Origin of the sequence: Streptomyces sp. C (assembly GCF_000158895.1) — a bacterium.
Classification (GTDB): Bacteria; Actinomycetota; Actinomycetes; order Streptomycetales; family Streptomycetaceae; genus Streptomyces; species Streptomyces racemochromogenes.
Genome location: NZ_GG657750.1, coordinates 6385624 through 6405267, shown reverse-complemented (window position 1 = coordinate 6405267; position 19644 = coordinate 6385624). Strand labels below are relative to the sequence as shown.

The following is a 19644-nucleotide window of genomic DNA, read 5'->3' as shown; positions in this document are numbered from 1 at the left end:
TATGGACCGGGCCGGTGGCCGTCAGGGTCGCGTCAGGGGCGGGTCGCCGGGGCTCCGGTGCGGGGGATGGTTCTGGAGTGCCGCCCCGGACGCCTCCCCGCGCCCGGGGCGCCGACCGCCCTTCACGCTTCCTGAGGAGAGCCCCATGTGCCTGTTCCAGTACGACGACGACCCCGAGCCCAAGGAACGCGTCCCGGCCGGACTCCTCTACGTCCCCGTCCGGCCGGGAACGGCCCGGGTGGTGGTGCGCATGTTCCGGACCCCGCTGGGTGCGCGCACCGCGGTCGGGTTCACCGGCCCGGACCTGCTGGCCGCCACGCTCGGCGCGGACCAGCCGTGGATCCGGCTCTCCGGGCCCGCGCTCAGGGCGCTGGCGGAGCCGCTCGGGGTGGGACTGCTGACCGTCGATCCGACGCTGACCGCTCCCGCGGTCTCCGGCCCGGTCACGGACGGCTCCCCCGGCGCCCGGACCGCGCCGGCCGCGCCGCGCGCGTCCTCGGCCTCGGCCGCCTGAGCGGGGGGCGGGACGATGACGACCACGTCGGTCGTGGCGGCGCCGGCGTCCGGGACGGACGGCCTCGGCGTGTGGCCGGCGTCCACCGGCCGGCGGGCGCGGGGCGGTCTGACGGTCGCCGGGGTGGAGCTCGCCGAGGTGGCGGAGCGGTTCGGGACCCCGGTGTACGTCCTGGACGAGGGGGAGGTGCGCGGGCGCTGCCGGACGTACAAGGAGGCCTTCCCCGCGGCCGATGTCTACTACGCGGCCAAGGCGTTCCTCTCCCGCGCGATGGTGCGCTGGGTCCACGAGGAGGGGCTGGGCCTGGACGTCTGCTCGGCGGGGGAGCTGGAACTGGCCGTCACGGCCGGGTTCCCGCCCGAGCGGATCGTGCTGCACGGCAACGCGAAGTCGCCGCGCGACCTGGGCTCGGCGCTGCGCCTGGGCGTCGGGCGGATCGTGATCGACAGCCCGTCGGAGATCGCCCGCATCGCCGCCGCCGTCGGGCCGGGCGACCGCCAGAAGGTGATGGTGCGGGTGGTCCCGGGCGTCTCGGCCGGCGGCCACGACAAGATCCGGACGGGTACGGACGGGCAGAAGTTCGGGCTGTCCGCCGCGGACGGGTCCGCGGCGCGCGCCGTGGCCCGCGTCCTGGCCCAGCCGCAGCTGGAACTCACCGGGCTGCACTGCCACATCGGCTCCCAGATCACCGAGGCGGAGCCCTACCTCACGGCGCTGCGGCGGATGGTCGCCCTGATGGCCGGCGTCCGCGACGCGCACGGGACGGTGCTGCCCGAGCTCGACCTGGGCGGCGGCCACGGCATCGCCTACCGGCCGGGCGAACCCGCCCTGGACGTGGCCGTGCTCGCCCGGGGGCTGCGGGACGGGCTGGCCGAGGGCTGCGCCGCCGCCGGGTTCCCGGTGCCTCGGCTGGCGGTCGAGCCGGGCCGGGCCGTCGTCGGGCCGGCCGGGGTGGCCGTGTACCGGGTGCTGGCCGTCAAGCACACCGGGGACACGCTGTTCGTCGCCGTCGACGGGGGCATGAGCGACAACCCCCGGCCCGCCCTGTACGGGGTCCGGTACGCGCCCCGGCTGATCGGCCGGGCCCCGACGGCCGGCCCCCGGACGGCGACGGTCGTCGGCCGGCACTGCGAGGCCGGGGACGTGCTCGCCGCCGGGGTGGAACTCCCCGGGGACGTCCGGCCCGGCGACCTGGTCGCCGTGCCGGTGGCGGGCGCGTACCACCTGTCCATGGCGTCCGGCTACAACATGGTGGGCCGGCCGCCCGTGGTCGCCGTGCACGAGGGCACCGCCCGGCTCCTGGTCCGCCGGGAGACCTTCGAGGACCTGCGCCGCCGGGACGTCGGCGAGTAGCGCCGGCGTCAGCCGGCGTGCACGTGCGGGCGGCGGGCCCGCTCCGGTTCGGCCTCGCGGATGACCTCGCGCGTGACGGGGGCTACCTCGCCCTGCCCGAAGAGGAAGAACCTCAGGAAGTTGGTCAGGGGATTGCCCTCGGTCCACTCGAAGTAGATGTGCGGGCGCTGGCCGGTCTCGTCCCGTACGTGGAGCAGCAGGGCGGCGAGCGCGTTGGGGACGGAGGAGGACTCCAGGGTCAGGACGCGGTGGCGGTCGTGCATGACCTCGCCCCTGACCGTCACGCCGGCCTCGAACTCGGACGGGTCGAGGACGGTGACTTCCACGAAGAGGAAGTCGTCGCCGGCCGGGACGTCGTTGTCGGCCCTGATCTGGTCGATCTTCTCCCGGTACTCGGCCTGGTCGCGCTGGTCCGGCTCGTTGGCGATGAAGCGGATGGTGCGGGTGGCGGTGTCCCGGATGAACCGCTCGGCCATGTCGTCGAACTCGACCGTCGTGACGCGCAGCTCGAAGACCCGGGCCAGGCGGGACAGCAGGGAGAGGGCCATGATGCCGGCGATGAAGCAGGCGCCGATCTTCACGCCGTCGGGGCGTTCGACCACGTTGACGGCCGTGGTGTAGATGAAGACGGCGGAGATGATGCCGAAGCCGATGGTCCAGCCGCGTTCCCCGGCCCGGCGGGCGGCGATGGTGACGGCGACGGCCGCCGAGGTGATCAGGACGAGCACGCCGGTGGCGTAGGCGCCGCCCTGCGCGTCCACGTCGGCGTTGAAGATCCACGTCACGAGGAACGCGATCAGCGTGAAGACGATCACCATGGGGCGCAGCGCCCGGGCCCAGTGCGGGGCCATGCCGTAGCGGGGCAGGTAGCGCGGCATGAGGTTGAGCAGGCCGGCCATGGCCGAGGAGCCCGCGAACCAGAGGATGAGGATGGTGGAGACGTCGTAGACCGTGCCGAAGGCGGAGCCGAGGTGCTCGTGGGCGAGGTAGGCGAGGGCACGGCCGTTGGCCTCGCCGCCGGGCTTGAACTCGTCCGCCGGGATGAGGAGGGTGGTGATGAAGCTGGAGCAGATCAGGAACACGCTCATGATCACCGCGGCGGTGGTGAGCAGCTTCTTCGTGCCCTTGATCCGGCCGGCGGGCTCCTGCGGCCCGTCGCCCGGCTCGCCCTGGACGTGGGGCATGACCGCCACGCCGGTCTCGAAGCCGGACAGGCCCAGTGCCAGCTTCGGGAAGACGACCAGCGCGATGGCGATCATCATGAAGGGGTTGCCGTGCTCGGTGGTGAGCGCACTGGTCCAGTCCGTGACCACGTGCGGTTCGGTGGCGACTTCCCACAGGCCGACCGCCACCACGACGGCGTTGAGCAGCAGGTAGGAGACGACGAGGGCGACGGCCAGTCCGATCGCCTCGCTGAAGCCCTTGAGGAAGACCGCGCCGAGCAGGGCGATCAGGATCAGGGTGATCAGCACCTCGTGCCCGTGCAGGGTGCCGGTCAGGTGCGGGTTCTCCACCATGTGGGCCGTCGCGTCGGCGGCCGACAGGGTGATGGTGATCAGGAAGTCCGTCGCGGCGAACCCGAGGAGGGTGAGGACGAAGAGCTTGCCCTTCCAGAACGACAGCAGCCGTTCCAGCATGGCGATGGAGCCCTCGCCGTGCGGGCTCTCCTGCGCCACCCTGCGGTAGACGGGCAGCGCCCCGAACAGGGTCAGGAGGACCAGCACGATCGTCGCGACCGGCGACAGCAGCCCGGCGGCGAGTGCCGCGATGCCGGGCTGGTAGCCGAGGGTGGAGAAGTAGTCGAGACCGGTCAGGCACATCACCCGGTAACCAGGGCTTGCCCTCGTGGGCCGTCCCGGGGTGCTGCTGCTGTTTGTGGCGGCGGTCGGTCAAGCCTTCCAGCAGCCAGGCGCGCAGGCGCGGCATGCGGGCAGGGGTGGCCATCGTGGGGCGCTCCTGTCGTGCGGCACGGATTCGGCCATCGACGTCGACGGCTGAGTCAGTGTTTTTCTTCGCGAACCCAGTCAATACGCCCATATGACTGCCTGACGAAATCCTGACGCGGCCTTAACGCCCGTCCGGGGTGATCCGGAACCGCAGCCGGCAGATGACCGCGTCGGTGTCGCGGCGTACCGCGTGGGCCACCACCGAGCCGCGCTGGTTCTGCAGCATCCGCTGCCAGAGGCGCTCCGGCTCGGTCTCCGGGATCAGGACGGTGACCTGGGCGTCCGGCCGCCGTTCCGCCAGAGCGCGTACGTAGCCGGACACCGGGCGGCCCGGGGAGCGGCTCGGGGAGGGCAGGTCGACGAGCTCGACGCCCGGGTCCCACAGTTCCCAGTCGCGGCGCAGCGCCTCGGCGGCCCGCCGCTCCTCGGGGGCCGGGTGGGTGACGGTGACGGCGAGCACCTCGTCGCCGAGCGAGCGGGCGGCGGTCAGCGCCCGGCAGGTCAGCAGGGACAGCCCGGAGACGGGGACGACGACCAGGGAGCGGGCGCGCTCGGGGGGTCCGGGGACGCGGCCGAGTCCGAGGCGCTCGCCGATCCGCGCGTAGGCGCGGTGCACCTTCTCGAAGGCGAGGACGAGCAGCGGCAGGGCGACGACGACCAGCCAGGCCCCGTCGGTGAACTTCGTGGCGGTCACCACGACCGCGGACACCGCGGTCAGCGACGCACCGAAGCCGTTGAGGAGGGCCTTGGCCCGCCAGCCCGCGGGGCGCTCCAGCCACCAGTGGCGGACCATGCCCGCCTGGCAGAGGGTGAAGCCGACGAACACGCCGATCGCGAACAGCGGCACGAGCGTGTTGGCGTCGCCGCCGGAGAACACCAGCAGAGCGGCTGACACCACGGCCAGCCAGACGACCCCGTGCCGGTGGACCTGCCGGTCCGCCTTCAGGGCGAACACGTGCGGGAGGTGGTTGTCCCGGGCGAGCAGGCCCATCAGGACGGGCAGCCCGCCGAAGGATGTGTTCGCGGCGAGGGCCAGCAGCACCACGGTGGCGAACTGGACGACGTAGAAGGCCGCGTTGTGGCCGAACGAGGCGTCGGCGAGCTGGGCGAGGACGGTCACGCCCTCCACCGGCTGGAGGTGGAAGCGGCCGATGAGGACGGACAGGCCGATCAGCATCACGCCGAGCAGGACTCCGAGGGCGACCTCGGTGCGCTGCGCCCGGCGGGCCGCGGGAGCCCGGAAGGACGGCACGGCGTTGGCCACCGCCTCCACGCCGGTGAGGGCCGAGCAGCCGGCGGCGAACGCCTTGAGCAGCAGCAGCGCGCCGACGGCGGTCGCGCCGTCTCCGAGGGCCGAGGCGTGCCCGGCGGCGGTCTCGGTGGAGACCGGCCCGTCACGGAACAGGCCGACGGCGACCATCGTCAGGACGGAGCCGACGAACACGGCCGTGGGCACGAGGAACGCCTTGGCCGAGTCCACCACCCCGCGCAGGTTCACCGCCGTGACGAGCACGAGCACGCCCAGGCAGATCCACGTCCGCTCGCCGTGCAGGGAGGGGAAGGCGGAGGTGAGGGCGGCCACGCCGGCGGTGACCGACACGGCGACGTTCAGGACGTAGTCCAGGATCAGCGAGGCCGCGGCGACCAGGCCGGTACGCCGCCCGAGGTGCCGCACGGCCACGGCGTAGGAGCCGCCGCCGTCCGGGAAGGCCGCGATGACCTGCCGGTACGAGGCGACCAGTACGGCCAGCAGGGCGGCGATCGCCACGGTCACCGGGAGGGTGAAGCCGAGCCCGTACGCCCCGGCCGCGGCGAGCACCAGGACGATCGACTCGGGGCCGTACGCGACGGAGGCCATGGCGTCCAGGGAGAGCGCAGCGAGCCCCTGGAGCGCGGTCAGCCGGTGCCGCTCCCCGGACTCTGCACCGGCGGCCCCGGCACCGGCGGCCGCCGTCGCGGCCCCCGGCCCGGCCGCCGGATCAGGGGGCTCCTGCGGGCCCGGCCCCTGTCCGGCAGCGGTCGTCTCTCCTGTGCGCATGGCCATGTCGCCGTTTCCTCCGAGGTGTGCGAAGTCGAGGACAGCGTCGAAGCCGGTCACGCCCGCCACCAGCCGCCTTGGCGGGTTCCATACGCCGGCCGCCCCGCTCTTCACGCACTCCTTACGGCCGCCGGGGCGGTCCGCGTATGCGGGCCGTCAAGAGTTCGAGCGCACCCGTATGGAGCCCGTCAAGGCGGCCGACGCGGGGGGCGGATCGGGGTTTGCTCGATCTCGGCCACTCCGGCCGATTCCCTTCTCGTCACTTCATCAGGAGCTCACGATGGCCGATCTGGCCTTCGTCGTCACCACGGTCGCGGTCTTCGCGCTGGTGGCCCTCATCGCCAAGGGGGTGACCAAGCTGTGAGCGCCGAAAGCATCGTCGGCCTCCTCGTGGCCGTCTCCCTGCTCGGATACCTCGTCCTCGCCCTCGTGTACCCGGAGAGGTTCTGAGCCGACATGAGTCCACAGATCGCCGGTGTGCTCCAGCTGCTCGCGCTGGTCGCCGCACTCGCGCTGGCCTACCGTCCGCTCGGCGACCACATGGCCAGGGTCTACTCCTCCGACAGGCACTACAGGCCGGAGAAGTGGATCTACAAGGCCGTCGGCGCCGACCCGGACGCGGAGATGCGCTGGCCCGCCTACCTGCGCGGCGTCCTCGCCTTCTCCTTCGTGAGCGTCCTGTTCCTCTACGCCCTCCAGCGGCTCCAGGGTGTCCTGCCCGGCTCGCTCGGCTTCGCCTCCATCGACCCCGACCAGGCCTTCAACACGGCCGCGTCCTTCGTGGCGAACACCAACTGGCAGTCCTACGCGGGCGAGCAGGCCATGGGCCACGTCGTGCAGACCGGCGGTCTGGCGGTGCAGAACTTCGTCTCCGCCGCCGTCGGCATGGCCGTCGCGGTGGCCCTCGTACGCGGCTTCGCGCGCTCCCGCACCGGTGAGCTCGGCAACTTCTGGGCGGACCTGGTGCGCGGCACCGTCCGCATCCTGCTGCCCATCGCCGTCCTCGGCGCGATCGTCCTCGTCGCCTGCGGGGCCATCCAGAACTTCTCCGGCATCCACGAGGTAGGCCAGTTCTCGAACGGGCACGGCCTCGGCGGCACCCAGCAGTGGAACGGCGGGGCCGTGGCCTCCCAGGAGGTCATCAAGGAGCTGGGCACGAACGGCGGCGGCTACTTCAACGCCAACTCCGCCCACCCCTTCGAGAACCCCACCCCCTTCTCCAACCTGTTCGAGGTCTTCCTGATCCTCGTCATCCCGTTCGCCCTGACCCGTACGTTCGGCCGCATGGTCGGCAGCCTGCGCCAGGGCTACGCGATCCTCGCGACGATGGCGACGATCTGGATCGGCTTCACCGCCCTGATGATGTGGACCGAGTCCGCCCACCACGGGCCCGCCTTCCAGGCCGCGGGCGCGGCGATGGAGGGCAAGGAGACCCGCTTCGGCATCGCCGGTTCCGCGATCTTCTCGGTCGCCACCACGCTGACCTCGACCGGCGCGGTCAACTCCTTCCACTCCTCCTACACGGGTCTCGGCGGCGGCATCCAGCTGCTGGGCATGCAGCTCGGCGAGATCGCCCCCGGCGGTGTCGGCTCGGGCCTCTACGGCATGCTCGTCATGGCCGTCATCGCCGTGTTCATCGCCGGCCTCATGGTCGGCCGCACCCCCGAGTACCTGGGCAAGAAGATCGGCACCCGCGAGATCAAGCTCGCCGCCTGCTACATCCTCGTCACCCCGGCCCTCGTGCTGTGCTTCACCGCCGCCGCCATGGCGCTGCCCACCCCGGGCCACTCCATGGCCAACCCCGGCGCGCACGGGTTCTCCGAGATCCTCTACGCCTACACCTCGGGCGCCAACAACAACGGCTCCGCCTTCGCGGGCCTGAACGCCGACACCCAGTGGTTCAACACCACCATCGGGCTGGCGATGCTGCTGGGCCGGTTCCTGCCCATGGTGTTCGTCCTCGCGCTGGCCGGCTCCCTCGCCGAGCAGCAGCCCGTACCGGAGACGGCGGGCACCCTGCGCACCGACAAGCCCCTCTACGCCGGCCTCCTCGTCGGCACGATCATCATCATCACCGGTCTGACCTATTTCCCCGCGCTCGCGCTCGGACCGCTCGCCGAAGGGCTCGCCTCATGAGCACCGCCACTGAGACCCGTGCCCCGCACGACGACCTGCCCGCCGGCCCCCAGCCGCCGGCCGGCCGCGTCGGCGGCGGGCTCTTCGACCCCACGGCACTGCTGAAGTCCTTCCCGGACGCGGTGCGCAAGCTCGACCCCCGGGTGATGGTCAAGTCACCGGTCATGTTCGTCGTCCTGGTCGGCTCGGTGGTCACCACCGTGCTGGCCGTCACGGACCCGACGGACTGGTTCGGCTGGGCGATCACCGCCTGGCTGTGGCTGACGACGATCTTCGCCAACCTCGCCGAGGCCGTCGCGGAAGGCCGCGGCAAGGCCCAGGCCGACACCCTGCGCAAGGCCAAGACCGACACGGTCGCCCGCCGGCTGACCGGGGGCGGCGCGGAGGAGTCCGTACCGGGCACCGAACTCGGTATCGGCGACCTGGTGGTCTGCGAGGCCGGCGACACCATCCCCGGCGACGGGGACGTCGTCGAGGGCGTGGCCTCGGTCGACGAGTCGGCCATCACCGGCGAATCCGCCCCGGTGATCCGGGAGTCCGGCGGCGACCGCTCGGCGGTGACCGGCGGTACGAAGGTGCTGTCCGACCGGATCGTCATCAAGATCACCACCAGGCCCGGCGAGACCTTCATCGACCGCATGATCAACCTGGTCGAGGGCGCCGCCCGGCAGAAGACCCCCAACGAGATAGCGCTCAACATCCTCCTGGCGTCCCTCACCATCGTCTTCCTGCTGGCCGTCGTCACCCTCCAGCCCTTCGCCGTCTACGCCGGGGCGAAGCAGTCGATGATCGTGCTGGCCGCCCTGCTGGTCTGCCTCATCCCCACCACCATCGGCGCCCTGCTCTCCGCCATCGGCATCGCCGGCATGGACCGCCTCGTCCAGCGCAACGTCCTGGCCATGTCGGGGCGGGCCGTCGAGGCCGCCGGCGACGTGTCCACCCTCCTCCTCGACAAGACCGGCACCATCACCCTCGGCAACCGCCAGGCCGCCGAGTTCGTACCCGTCAAGGGCGTCACCCGGGCCGAACTGGCCGACGCCGCCCAGCTGTCCTCGCTGGCCGACGAGACCCCCGAGGGCCGTTCGATCGTGGTCCTCGCCAAGGAGAAGTACGGCCTGCGCGAGCGGCACCAGGGCGAACTGGCCCACGCCGAATGGATCGGCTTCACCGCCCAGACCCGCATGTCGGGTGTGGACGTCGACGGCAGGAAGGTCCGCAAGGGCGCGACCGGATCGGTCATCGCGTGGGTGAACGAGCGCGGTGGCGAGGTCGCGGAGGACGCGCAGGCCCTCACCGACACGATCTCGCAGGCCGGCGGCACCCCGCTGCTCGTCGCGGTCGAGGACGCCGACGGCGCCCGGGTCCTGGGCGTCGTCCACCTCAAGGACGTCGTGAAGGAGGGCATGCGCGAACGGTTCGACGAACTGCGCCGCATGGGCATCAGGACCGTGATGATCACCGGTGACAACCCGCTGACGGCCAAGGCCATCGCGGAGGAGGCCGGCGTGGACGACTTCCTCGCCGAGGCCACTCCCGAGGACAAGATGGCCCTCATCAAGCGGGAGCAGGCGGGCGGCAAGCTCGTCGGAGACCGGGGACGGCACCAACGACGCCCCCGCCCTGGCCCAGGCCGACGTGGGCGTGGCCATGAACACCGGCACCTCCGCCGCCAAGGAGGCCGGGAACATGGTCGACCTGGACTCCAACCCGACTAAGCTCATCGAGATCGTCGAGATCGGCAAGCAGCTCCTGATCACGCGGGGCGCGCTGACCACCTTCTCCATCGCCAACGACGTCGCCAAGTACTTCGCGATCATCCCGGCCATGTTCGCGGTGGTCTACCCGGGCCTGGACAAGCTCAACGTCATGGGGCTCTCCTCCCCCCAGTCGGCGATCCTCTCCGCCGTCGTCTTCAACGCTCTGATCATCGTCGCGCTGGTCCCGCTCGCGCTGAAGGGCGTGCGGTACAAGCCGACCAGCGCCGACCGGATGCTCCGCCGCAACCTCGGCGTCTACGGACTCGGCGGCCTGATCGCCCCGTTCATCGGCATCAAGCTCATCGACCTCCTCATCTCCCTCATCCCCGGGCTCGCCTGAATTAGGAACGTGCTGACCGTCATGAAGAACTCCGTGTCCACCACCGCGCGCCTGCTCGGCGCGGGCCTGCGCGCCCTGCTGGTCCTCACGATCGTGTGCGGCGTCGCCTACCCGCTCGCCGTCACCGGCATCGCCCAGGCCCTCTTCAACGACAAGGCCAACGGCTCCGAGATCAAGGACGGGAGCGGGCACGTCGTCGGCTCCTCCCTCATCGGGCAGCGCTACGACCTCCCGAAGCAGAACCCCGACGACCCGCAGGAGGCGGCGAAGCCGGACCTGAAGTGGTTCCAGCCCCGCCCGTCCAACGGCCTGGGCGCGAACAGCGTCAACACCCGGTACTCGCTGATCCTCTCCGGTGCCACCAACAAGGCCGGCGACAACCCGGACCTGGTCAAGCTGGTCGACGACGCCAAGGCCGCCGTCGTCGCCGACAACTCCACGGCCACGTACGAGGTCAGGCCGGAGGACGTGCCCGCCGACGCGGTCACCTCCTCCGGCTCCGGCCTGGACCCGCACATCTCCCCGGAGTACGCGCAGCTCCAGGTGCACCGGGTGGCCGAGAAGAACGGACTGCCCGTCGAGCAGGTCGAGAAGCTGGTCGAGGACCACACCGAAGGACGACAGCTCGGCTTCATGGGCGAGCCCCGCGTCAACGTCCTGGAACTCAACACGGCGCTCAGGGCGGCCGCGCGCCGATGACCGCCGGGTCAGTCGTGGGCGGGGCCCTCCAGGTTCTTGGTGAACCACTGCAGGGCGTCCGGGATCATCTTCTTGAAGTCCGAGGTCAGGTGCTTGCCGCCGGGCTGCTCGTAGTACTCGATGGCGACCGGCGGAACCGCCTTGGCCATCCAGCTCTTGACCACGCCCTTCTCGTACCCGTCGGCACCGCCGGCCGTGACCAGCATCTTCACGTCGGCCTTGCCCTGGGCGACCAGCTGGTCGGGGCTGTTGGCCGCCTTCTCCGCGTCGTGGCCCTGCCACAGGCGGGAGTCGGGGACGAAGTAACCGTCGATCGGCACCGCGGCCCTGTAGACGTCCGGGTACTGCAGGGCGAGCTTGGCGCTGCAGAACCCGCCCGTGGAGGCCCCCATGACGCCCCAGCTGTCGCGGCCCTTGAGGGTGCGGAAGTTGGCGCGGACCCAGTCCGGGATGTCCTGGGCCATCCAGGTCGCCATCTTGGGCTGACCGGGGATGTCCGAGCAGTCCAGCGCCTTCTTCTCGTCGCCGCTGAAGTTCTGCACCGGCATGACCATGATGAACGGATGGGCCTTGCCCGCCTTGACCAGCCGGACGTCCTCCTCCGGGATCGGCAGCTCGCTGCCGGCCCAGGTGTTGTAGCCGTTGCTCTGACCGCCCGCGAACAGGGTCAGCACCGGGAAACCGGTCTTGGCGTACTTGGGGTCGTGGTACTCGGGCGGGAGCCAGACCCACACCTGGCCGGTCACACCGGACTTCGGGCCGGCCAGCCTGGTCACCATGACCGGGCCGGCGGAGGTGTCGCGGGCCTTGGTCATGGCGGGAACCGGCCCGGCCGGCATCCGCACCTTGCCTTCGGCCGAGGGGGAGGCGGCCGGCGCGGCGGGACTGCCGGCGGCCGCCGGGGCCTTCTTCCCCTTCTCGCCCTTCTCGCCCTTCTCACCCTTGGTGGTCCCGCATCCCGCGAGCGCGACGGCCAGGGCCACGACGGCGGCGCCGGTCACGACGGCAGGGGAACGGGATGGCTGTCCGAACACGGCGGGAACTCTCCAAGCAATGACGCGCCCGGTCCGTACGGCCAGGGCGGCGGCCCCGTACGGAACCGCGCCTACGGCGGCCTCGTACACGGGCCGCGGTGGGCAGCTTGCGTCTGCCGTGGCATCTTAGCCTGATCTTGTCGGGCTATTCGGACAGCCGTGCCAGGGGCTCGTCGGCGGGGGTGCACAGCACACTGGCGGCCGTCAGCACGAAGGCCAGGCCGGTCGCGAAGATGCCGTAGATCAGGTGCTTGGTGTTCTCGATCGCCTCGCCGTACATGGCGGTGACGAACTGGGTCAGCGTGCATCCGCCGAGGCAGATCACCAGCGCCAGGAAGGCACGGCGGCGCGGGTTGTCCGGGCTGCCGCGCAGCCACCAGGCGCCGGCCGCCACGAACGCGAACTGGAGGCCGAGCACCCAGCCGCCGCCGAGGGTCCGCAGGAATCCGGTGTAGAGGGCCAGCCGGTGCTCCTGCGCACCGGCCGGCTTGCCGGCGCTGACGGGATACGAGCCGAGGTTGTCGGGGCGGGAGGCGGCGAAGTCGTCGAGCCCGCCGTCGGCGATCCGGAGCGCGACGCCCGGGTGCTCGGCCAGGTAGGTGCCGATGTTGGCGTAGGTGATGCGGTCCTTGACCTCGGGCCAGCGGGGGTCCTTCTGGGGCGCCTTCTCGCCCCACCAGTTCAGCCCGGCGTACTGGCCGAAATCGGCGGGCAGTCCGAGCTCGATGGCGTCCTTGGCCGGATCCGGGCTCTTGCCCATGATCCCGACGAAGATCATCTCGGTCCGGTTGATCTCCTTGAACGCCTCCATCTGGAACAGCAGCGTGTGCGTGCCCGCCGCGCCGATCACCACCGCGGCCGCGAGGGGCAGCACCCGGGCGGAGAACCGGCCGGTGAGCCAGCCGACCGGCACCTTGGACCAGAGCAAGAGCGCCAGGAGGGGGACAGCCATGGTGAGCGCCTGCATCTTGGAGCCCACGAGGGTGACCGACCCGACGGTGAAGAGCAGCAGCCCGCCGAGCCTGGCCCGGGGCGTACCTCCGAGATGGACGGCCCCGACGGTGGCGAGCAGCAGCCCGGTCAACCCGGCCAGCTCACTGAACGGCGAGGCCGCGTACCCCGCCACCACCGAGTCGCCGACCACCAGGAACAGCGCGGCGCAGACCAGCAGCCGGAGCAGGAGCCGCCCGCGCAGGGCGACGGCGAACACCGCGAAGGCCAGCCCCACCAGCGCGCACCAGAGCAGCGCCTGGGCCCGGAGGTCGATCGCGCCCCCGTATCCCAGCAGTTGGCTCAGCGGCCGGGCCAGCGCGGGCATCCACTTGCCGCTGCCCGGATAGGTGTTCTCGGAAGTGCACGCCTGCGGCTCGGCCCGGTCGTACCGGAAATTGGCGAAGTCGAACCACCACGAGGAGCCCTTGTCCACGTGGACGGAGGTGTCGAGGGCACACATGCGGGAGGGACCGTCGCCGTTGTCCGCCATACCGATCGGGCCACCGTGGAAGATCCGCACGCCCATCGCCACGGCAGCAAGCAGACCCACCAGCGGCCCGAAGATCCACCACCGCCCCAGATGTCCCGCTATTCGCACATGTACTCTCTGCTCGTTCACCGGCGCATTTTAATCCACCTTTACCCGAGACCCTGCTCCCCGTCGCCCCGGGCGACGCTCAGCCCGAGCCTGGCTGATCCCAGTCGGCCCACTGACGGAGATTCCCAAGTGACAGCAGAAGATCCGGACGTCGTGATCACCTGGGCGCAGGGGAACACCACGATCCGATGGAGCGGCCCGGCCGGGATCATCGGGAAGTCGTACGCGCTTCCGCCGCAGGCCGTCATGGCTTGGCGGGAGTACGACGAGACACTGGTGCTGGTGGTGGAGGCGCTCGACAGCGCGCCCTTATCCCTGGGCTCTACCCCGAACAGTGGGACACTTCAGAGAAGCGGATCTTCGGTCTGTGGAGCTGCGCCAGTGGGTCGCGCGCTCGCAGGCGGAAGCGGCTGTGCCGGGTGCGGGACGTGTCGGCGTCCGGCTTCTACCGGTGGATCAACGCAGCGGCCACCCAGGTGGCATGCATGGTGGCCGACGAGGATCCGGGCGCGTGGATCGAGGAAATCCACGAAGAGGCGAACGGCACCTACGGGGTCGCCCGGATCACCCGCGATGTCCAGGGAGCCGGCCGGCCCGTCACTGTCTGGAGCTGCTGAACCGAATTCTGAAGTTCTCAGCACGCAGTTCCGCCAGGTACATGGCCGCCCCCCATTTCGAAGGGGCCCGCACCGGAGTCGGCGCAGGAGGAGTGAACCGCCTCAAGCGCCCCACCCGTAAGCGGATTTACACATCGATCATATTTGCGCAGCTCTGCTCTGAGCCCGCGACCGTGGGCAACCTGGTCCTCGCATCCGTTGCCAGTATCCGCGAGAGCCTCGTCCGCCGTGGGAGCTGCGAGGGCCGACTCCGGGATCGGCCCCGCTCTGCGAGCGTCAGCGGAACAGCGGGATGATGTCGGAGCCGTACGCGTCGATGGTTGCTTCCCTCGCGTCGTGCATGTCGTAGACGGCGAACTGGTCGACGCCCAGGTCGCGCAGGGTGCGGAGCTTTTCGATGTGGGCCTCGGGCGGGCCCAGGAGGCAGAAGCGGTCGACGATCTCGTCCGGGACGAAGTCGGTGGACGGGTTTCCGGCGCGGCCGTGGTGGCTGTAGTCGTAGCCCTGGCGGGCCTTGATGTACTCGGTCAGCTCGTCCGGGACCATGCCCGAGTGCTCCCCGTAGCGGGAGACCAGGTCGGCGACGTGGTTGCCGACCATGCCGCCGAACCAGCGGCACTGGTCGCGGGCGTGGGCCAGGGCGGCCGGCGAGTCGTCGGCCGTGACGTACGCCGGGGCCGCCACGCAGATGGTGAGGGACGCCGGGTCGCGGCCGGCCTCGGCGGCGGCGGCGCGGACCGCCTTGACCATCCACTCCGTGAGGAACGGGTCGGCGAGCTGGAGGATGAAGCCGTCTGCCTTCTGACCGGTGAGGGCGAGGGCCTTCGGGCCGTACGCGGCCATCCAGACGGGCAGCTTCCCGTCCTTGATCCACGGGATGCGGATCGGGTTGCCGTCCACGACCGCCTCGCGGCCTTCGGCCAGGTCGCGGATGACCTCGATGGCCTCGCCGAGGCGGGCCAGGGTGTTGGGGGCGCGGCCGGCGACCCGCATCGCCGAGTCGCCGCGGCCGATGCCGCAGACGGTGCGGTTGCCGTACATGTCGTTGAGGGTGGCGAAGGTGGAGGCGGTCACCTCCCAGGTGCGGGTGCCCGGGTTGGTGACCATCGGGCCGATGTGGAGCTTGCTCGTATTGGCGAGGATCTGGCTGTAGATGACGAACGGTTCCTGCCAGAGGACCGCCGAGTCGAAGGTCCAGCCGTAGCGGAAGCCGTTGCGTTCGGCGCGTTTCATGAGGCTGACGACCTGGGAGGCGGGCGGGTCGGTCTGCAGGACGAGGCCGAAGTCCATGGCGGCTCCTTGCTGCTCGCGGGCTTACAGGTACTGGCAGGTGGAGCGGGGGACGAAAGCGCCGTGGCCGGCACGGCCCACGTACTCGCGCCGGTCGATGACGAGCTCGCCGCGCGAGAGGACCGTGTCGACGCGCCCGGTGATCCGCCTGCCCTCGTACGCCGAGTAGTCCACGTTCATGTGGTGCGTCTCGGCGGAGATGACCTGCTCGGCGTGCGGATCGTAGAGGACGATGTCGGCGTCGGAGCCCGGTGCGATGGTGCCCTTCTGCGGGTAGATGCCGAACATCCGGGCCGGGGTCGCGCACGCGATCTCGATCCAGCGGCGGCGGCTGATGTGGCCGTCCAGGACGGCCTGGTGGAGGAGGTCCATGCGGTTCTCCACGCCGGGGAGACCGTTCGGGATCTTGGAGAAGTCGCCGCGGCCCAGCTCCTTCTGGCCCCGGAAGCAGAAGGGGCAGTGATCGGTGGAGACGACCTGGAGGTCGTTGGTGCGCAGGCCCCGCCACAGGGCCGCCTGGTGTTCGCGCGGGCGCAGCGGGGTGGAGCAGACGTACTTGGCGCCCTGGAAGTCCGGCTCCGCCAGGTTGTCGGTGGACAGGAACAGGTACTGGGGGCAGGTCTCGCCGAAGACCGGCAGGCCCTTGTCCCGGGCGGCTGCCAGCTCCGCCACCGCCTCCTCCGCCGACACGTGGACCACGTAGAGAGGGGAGCCGGCGACCCTCGCGAGCTGGATCGCGCGGTGGGTGGCCTCCGCCTCCAGCAGCACCTTGCGGACCTCGCCGTGGTGGCGGGGGTCGGTCTCACCGCGTGCCAGGGCCTGCTCGACGAGGACGTCGATGGCGATGCCGTTCTCGGCGTGCATCATGATCAGCCCGCCGTTGCCGGAGGCCCGCTGCATGGCGCGCAGGATCCGGCCGTCGTCCGAATAGAAGACGCCCGGGTACGCCATGAAGAGCTTGAACGAGGTGACCCCCTCGCCGACGAGGTGGTCCATCTCCTTCAGGGTCCCCTCGTTGACGTCCGAGAGGATCATGTGGAAGGCGTAGTCGATCGCGCACTTGCCGTCCGCCTTGTCGTACCAGGTGTCCAGCCCTTCGCGCAGGGAGCGGCCCACGCTCTGCACGGCGAAGTCGACGATGGTGGTGGTGCCGCCCCAGGCGGCGGCCCGGGTGCCCGTCTCGAAGGTGTCCGAGGCCGCGGTGCCGCCGAAGGGCAGCTCCATGTGGGTGTGCGCGTCGACGCCGCCAGGGATCACGTACTTCCCGGTGGCGTCGATCGTGCGGTCGGCCGTCCAGGCCCCGGCGGCCGCCGAGCCGTGCGCGGCGAGGGCCGCGACCCGGCCGTCCTCGATCAGGACGTCCGCGTGGAGCTCGTCGGCGGCGGTGACGACCAGGCCGCCGCTGATCAGCGTACGGATGCTCATGTGCGTCCCCCTACTGGATGCTGCCCAGCGCCTGTTCAAGGATCCCGGCGCCCTCTTCCGCCTCGGCGACGGTGAGGGAGAGCGGCGGCGCGATGCGCAGCACGCTGGTGTTGTGCCCGCCGCCCTTGCCGAGGAGCAGCCCGCGCTCCCGGGCTGCCTCCAGGACGGCGGCGGCCGCCTGCGGGTCGGCCTGGTCGGTGCCCGGCTTCGTCAGCTCGATGCCGGCCATCAGGCCCCGGCCGCGGACCTCCCGTACGGCGGGCACGGAGGCGGTGACGGCGCGCAGCCGCTCCAGGAGGAGGCCGCCGACGCGGCGGGCGTTGCCCTGGAGGTCGTGGTCGAGGAGGTAGGAGAGGTTGGCGAGGCCGGCCGCCATGGTGACCGGGGAGCCGCCGAAGGTGGAGATGGAGTTGGAGTCGAGGCAGTTCATCACCTCGGCGCGGGCCACGACGCCGCCGATGGACATGCCGTTGCCGATGCCCTTGGCGAAGGTGAGGATGTCCGGCGGGCCGCTCTGGGCGTGGGCCTGCCAGCCCCAGAAGTTGTCGCCGGTGCGGCCCCAGCCGGTCTGCACCTCGTCGCTGATCCACAGGATGCCGTGCCGGTCGAGGACCTCGCGGAAGGCCCCGTACAGGCCGTCGGGCGGTGAGGTGAACCCGCCGACCCCCTGGATCGGTTCGGCGATGAGGGCGGCCACTCCGCCGCGCGCCTGGCCGAGTACGTCTTCCAGGTCGGCGACGGCCGCGGCGGTGAACCCGGCGTCGTCGAGGCCGGCGAAGGGCCCGCGGGTGCGGACCGCGCCGTGGACGTAGTACGTCTGGAGCGGGGAGAGGCTGGTCGGGGACCAGCCCCGGTTGCCGGTGATCGAGACGGTGGAGAAGGACCGGCCGTGGTAGCTGTTGCGCATCGCCAGGATCTGGTTGGAGCGGCGGTACGTGGTGGCGAGCAGCAGGGCGGTGTCGTTGGCCTCGGTGCCGGAGGTGGTGAAGAAGACCCGGGCGTCGGGGATGCCGGACAGGGCGGCGACCCGCTCGGCCAGCTCGATCATGGGCCGGTTGAGGTACAGGGTGGAGGAGTGGATGATCCGCCCGGCCTGTTCGGCGACGGCCTTGGTGACCTCGGGCAGCGCGTGGGCGGTCATCGTGGTGAGGATGCCGCCGAAGAAGTCGAGGTAGCGGTTGCCGTCGGCGTCCCAGACGTGGCGGCCCTCGCCGTGGGTGAGCTCGATGGGGCGGTCGTAGTAGAGCGCGAGCCAGTCGGGCAGGACGGTGCGGTGGCGGCTGTGCAGCGGGATGGGGTTGGTCACGGCTGTACGAGTCCTCCGTAGGCGTCGGGGCGGCGGTCGCGGTAGAAGGCCCACTGGTCGCGGACCTCCTTGATCAGGTCGAAGTCCAGGTCGCGGACGAGGAGTTCCTCCTCCTTGTCGCTGGCGACCTCGCCGACGAACTGGCCGCGCGGGTCGACGAAGTAGCTGGTCCCGTAGAAGTCGTTGTCCCCGTACTCCTCCTGGCCGACGCGGTTGATGGCGGCGACGAAGTACTCGTTGGCGATGGCGGAGGCGGGCTGTTCCAGCTGCCACAGGTATGCCGAGAGGCCCCGGGAGGTGGCGGACGGGTTGTAGACCAGCTGGGCGCCGCCCAGGCCGAGTTGGCGCCAGCCCTCGGGGAAGTGGCGGTCGTAGCAGATGTAGACGCCGACCTTGCCGACGGCGGTGTCGAAGACGGGCCAGCCGAGGTTGCCGGGGCGGAAGTAGTACTTCTCCCAGAAGCCCTTGACCTGCGGGATGTGGTGCTTGCGGTACTTGCCGAGGTAGCTGCCGTCGGCGTCGATGACGGCCGCGGTGTTGTAGTAGAAGCCCTCGCTCTCCAGCTCGAAGACCGGTACGACGATCACCATGCCGGTCTCGCGGGCCAGCTCCTGCATCCGGCGCACGGTGGGGCCGTCGGGGACGGGCTCGGCCCAGCGGTAGTGCTCGGGTTCCTGGACCTGGCAGAAGTAGGGGGCGTTGAACACCTCCTGGAAGCCGATGATCCGCGCGCCCTGGGCGGCTGCCCGGCGGGCGTGCGCCTCGTGTTTGGCGATCATCGACTCGGTGTCTCCGGTCCAGGTGGCCTGGACGAGTGCGGCGCGGACGACTTGGGCCATGAGCTGCTCCTCGCGACGGGAACGCCGGCTTCTACGCACGTAGACGGTGTGCGTAGGGAGTCGAAGGTAGGCCTCGCCACAGCGTGGGGCAAGACCGCCTTGCGCGATTGGAGTAGTCGATCACGTTACGTCGCCACGTGGCCGTTTGCGGTCAGCAGACGGGCGGTTCAGGCCACCGGGATTCCCGCCACCCGCAGGGCGTGGGTCAGGTCGCGGTGCCGGATGGTGGACAGGGCCCGGGCGGCGCGCAGCAGGCGGGGGGCGAACCAGTGCGGGTCCCGGCGGGCGAGGCCGGCCGCCTCCTCGGCGGTGCGCAGCCGGACGAAGGCGCCGAGCAGGGCCTGGGCCTCGCGGTCGCGGCCGGCCGAGCCGAGGGCGAGGGCGGCTTCGGCGACCTCGGCGGCGGGGCGGGCCACGCCCTGGCGCAGCAGCCCGTCGCAGTCGGCCTCCCGGCCCGCCGCGCCGAGGGCGGCGGCGGCCGCGGCGAGCCGGTCGGGCGGGAGCGAGGCCGCCTCCCAGAGCAGGCTCGCCCAGTCGGCGGCGAGGCCGGCGCGGCCGAGTTCGGCGGCGAGGGCGGGCAGTTCGGCGGCGGGCCAGGCGGCGGCCTCGCAGAGCAGGGCGTGCGCCTCGCCGCTCCGGCCCTGGGCGCGCAGCGCGAGCAGCTCGGCGGTGAACCCGCCGCGCGGGCCGGTCGCCGGGGCGGGGGCGTCCCACGCGGAGGGCGCGTCGGGGGCGGGCGGGGCGGCCTCCGGTGCCACC

14 protein-coding genes and 3 pseudogenes are annotated in these 19644 nt (G+C 71.4%); 8 read left to right on the top strand and 9 right to left on the bottom strand.

Annotated elements, in window-relative coordinates:
* The first annotated feature begins 145 nt into the window (after nucleotides 1–145).
* A complete protein-coding gene (locus SSNG_RS28770; RefSeq protein WP_007267449.1) occupies nucleotides 146–514 on the top strand; it encodes an SAV_915 family protein in 369 nt (122 codons plus the stop codon).
* Between the two features lie 15 nt (nucleotides 515–529).
* Nucleotides 530–1867: a diaminopimelate decarboxylase gene (gene lysA, locus SSNG_RS28765; protein ID WP_007267448.1), complete on the top strand. Its 1338-nt coding sequence runs from the start codon at nucleotides 530–532 to the stop codon at nucleotides 1865–1867.
* Between the two features lie 8 nt (nucleotides 1868–1875).
* On the opposite strand, the pseudogene SSNG_RS28760 reads toward lysA, so the two are convergent.
* Nucleotides 1876–3811, bottom strand: a pseudogene (locus tag SSNG_RS28760) (amino acid transporter).
* 123 nt (nucleotides 3812–3934) lie between these two features.
* Entirely contained in the window at nucleotides 3935–5857 is a 1923-nt protein-coding gene (locus SSNG_RS28755; protein WP_007267446.1) for an APC family permease, read from the bottom strand.
* 172 nt (nucleotides 5858–6029) lie between these two features.
* Here SSNG_RS28755 and SSNG_RS40355 point away from each other — a divergent pair, with 172 nt between their 5' ends.
* The 5 genes and pseudogenes from SSNG_RS40355 to SSNG_RS28735 all read left to right on the top strand — a co-directional run bounded on the left by SSNG_RS40355 (nucleotide 6030) and on the right by SSNG_RS28735 (nucleotide 10783).
* A complete protein-coding gene (locus tag SSNG_RS40355) occupies nucleotides 6030–6215 on the top strand; it encodes a hypothetical protein (protein WP_007267445.1) in 186 nt (61 codons plus the stop codon).
* Nucleotides 6212–6301: a K(+)-transporting ATPase subunit F gene (gene kdpF / locus SSNG_RS38765; RefSeq protein ID WP_042802158.1), complete on the top strand. Its 90-nt coding sequence runs from the start codon at nucleotides 6212–6214 to the stop codon at nucleotides 6299–6301. Before SSNG_RS40355 ends, kdpF begins: the two co-directional genes overlap by 4 nt.
* Nucleotides 6302–6307: 6 nt before the next feature.
* On the top strand, nucleotides 6308–7987 hold the full coding sequence (kdpA, locus tag SSNG_RS28745; RefSeq protein ID WP_042802156.1) for a potassium-transporting ATPase subunit KdpA: 1680 nt from the start codon (nucleotides 6308–6310) through the stop codon (nucleotides 7985–7987).
* A pseudogene (gene kdpB / locus SSNG_RS28740) lies at nucleotides 7984–10084 on the top strand (potassium-transporting ATPase subunit KdpB). The gene kdpA and the pseudogene kdpB overlap by 4 nt, the downstream one beginning before the upstream one ends.
* A gap of 21 nt (nucleotides 10085–10105) precedes the next feature.
* On the top strand, nucleotides 10106–10783 hold the full coding sequence (locus SSNG_RS28735; RefSeq protein WP_007267442.1) for a potassium-transporting ATPase subunit C: 678 nt from the start codon (nucleotides 10106–10108) through the stop codon (nucleotides 10781–10783).
* An 8-nt stretch (nucleotides 10784–10791) separates the two neighbouring features.
* Here SSNG_RS28735 and SSNG_RS28730 read toward each other — a convergent pair whose 3' ends face one another.
* Together SSNG_RS28730 and SSNG_RS28725 are read right to left on the bottom strand one after the other, a co-directional pair.
* Nucleotides 10792–11784 carry an alpha/beta hydrolase-fold protein gene (locus tag SSNG_RS28730; protein WP_165365031.1) on the bottom strand — a complete coding sequence of 331 codons (993 nt, stop codon included), beginning with the start codon at nucleotides 11782–11784 and terminating at the stop codon, nucleotides 10792–10794.
* A 178-nt stretch (nucleotides 11785–11962) separates the two neighbouring features.
* Nucleotides 11963–13429, bottom strand: coding sequence for a hypothetical protein (locus SSNG_RS28725; RefSeq protein ID WP_007267440.1), 1467 nt, complete (start codon nucleotides 13427–13429; stop codon nucleotides 11963–11965).
* Nucleotides 13430–13893: 464 nt separating this feature from the next.
* Here SSNG_RS28725 and SSNG_RS28720 point away from each other — a divergent pair, with 464 nt between their 5' ends.
* The gene (locus SSNG_RS28720) at nucleotides 13894–14025 is read left to right on the top strand and encodes a transposase (protein ID WP_129593344.1); all 132 of its coding nucleotides are present in this window, start codon (nucleotides 13894–13896) and stop codon (nucleotides 14023–14025) included.
* A gap of 276 nt (nucleotides 14026–14301) precedes the next feature.
* Here the strand turns inward: SSNG_RS28720 and SSNG_RS28715 are convergent, their stop codons facing one another.
* From SSNG_RS28715 to SSNG_RS43085, 5 genes and pseudogenes are all read right to left on the bottom strand, one after another.
* Nucleotides 14302–15315, bottom strand: a complete 1014-nt coding sequence (locus tag SSNG_RS28715) for a TIGR03842 family LLM class F420-dependent oxidoreductase (protein ID WP_007267437.1) — start codon at nucleotides 15313–15315, stop codon at nucleotides 14302–14304.
* 24 nt (nucleotides 15316–15339) lie between these two features.
* Complete coding sequence (gene hydA / locus SSNG_RS28710) at nucleotides 15340–16740, bottom strand: dihydropyrimidinase (RefSeq protein WP_007267436.1); 1401 nt, start codon at nucleotides 16738–16740, stop codon at nucleotides 15340–15342.
* Nucleotides 16741–16750: 10 nt separating this feature from the next.
* On the bottom strand, nucleotides 16751–18046 hold the full coding sequence (locus SSNG_RS28705; protein ID WP_007267435.1) for an aspartate aminotransferase family protein: 1296 nt from the start codon (nucleotides 18044–18046) through the stop codon (nucleotides 16751–16753).
* Nucleotides 18043–18885 carry a nitrilase-related carbon-nitrogen hydrolase gene (locus SSNG_RS28700; RefSeq protein ID WP_007267434.1) on the bottom strand — a complete coding sequence of 281 codons (843 nt, stop codon included), beginning with the start codon at nucleotides 18883–18885 and terminating at the stop codon, nucleotides 18043–18045. The genes SSNG_RS28705 and SSNG_RS28700 overlap by 4 nt, the downstream gene beginning before the upstream one ends.
* A gap of 167 nt (nucleotides 18886–19052) precedes the next feature.
* Nucleotides 19053–19644: pseudogene (locus SSNG_RS43085) on the bottom strand (hypothetical protein); the annotation flags it as partial.

Coding starts and splice junctions, on each gene's coding strand:
- SSNG_RS28735 (WP_007267442.1), top strand. CDS start 10,106: ATGAAGAACTCCGTGTCCACCACCGCGCGCCTGCTCGGCGCGGGCCTG.
- SSNG_RS40355 (WP_007267445.1), top strand. CDS start 6,030: ATGGAGCCCGTCAAGGCGGCCGACGCGGGGGGCGGATCGGGGTTTGCT.
- SSNG_RS28700 (WP_007267434.1), bottom strand. CDS start 18,885: ATGGCCCAAGTCGTCCGCGCCGCACTCGTCCAGGCCACCTGGACCGGA.
- hydA (WP_007267436.1), bottom strand. CDS start 16,740: ATGAGCATCCGTACGCTGATCAGCGGCGGCCTGGTCGTCACCGCCGCC.
- SSNG_RS28715 (WP_007267437.1), bottom strand. CDS start 15,315: ATGGACTTCGGCCTCGTCCTGCAGACCGACCCGCCCGCCTCCCAGGTC.
- SSNG_RS28755 (WP_007267446.1), bottom strand. CDS start 5,857: ATGGCCATGCGCACAGGAGAGACGACCGCTGCCGGACAGGGGCCGGGC.
- lysA (WP_007267448.1), top strand. CDS start 530: ATGACGACCACGTCGGTCGTGGCGGCGCCGGCGTCCGGGACGGACGGC.
- SSNG_RS28770 (WP_007267449.1), top strand. CDS start 146: ATGTGCCTGTTCCAGTACGACGACGACCCCGAGCCCAAGGAACGCGTC.
- SSNG_RS28720 (WP_129593344.1), top strand. CDS start 13,894: ATGGTGGCCGACGAGGATCCGGGCGCGTGGATCGAGGAAATCCACGAA.
- kdpA (WP_042802156.1), top strand. CDS start 6,308: ATGAGTCCACAGATCGCCGGTGTGCTCCAGCTGCTCGCGCTGGTCGCC.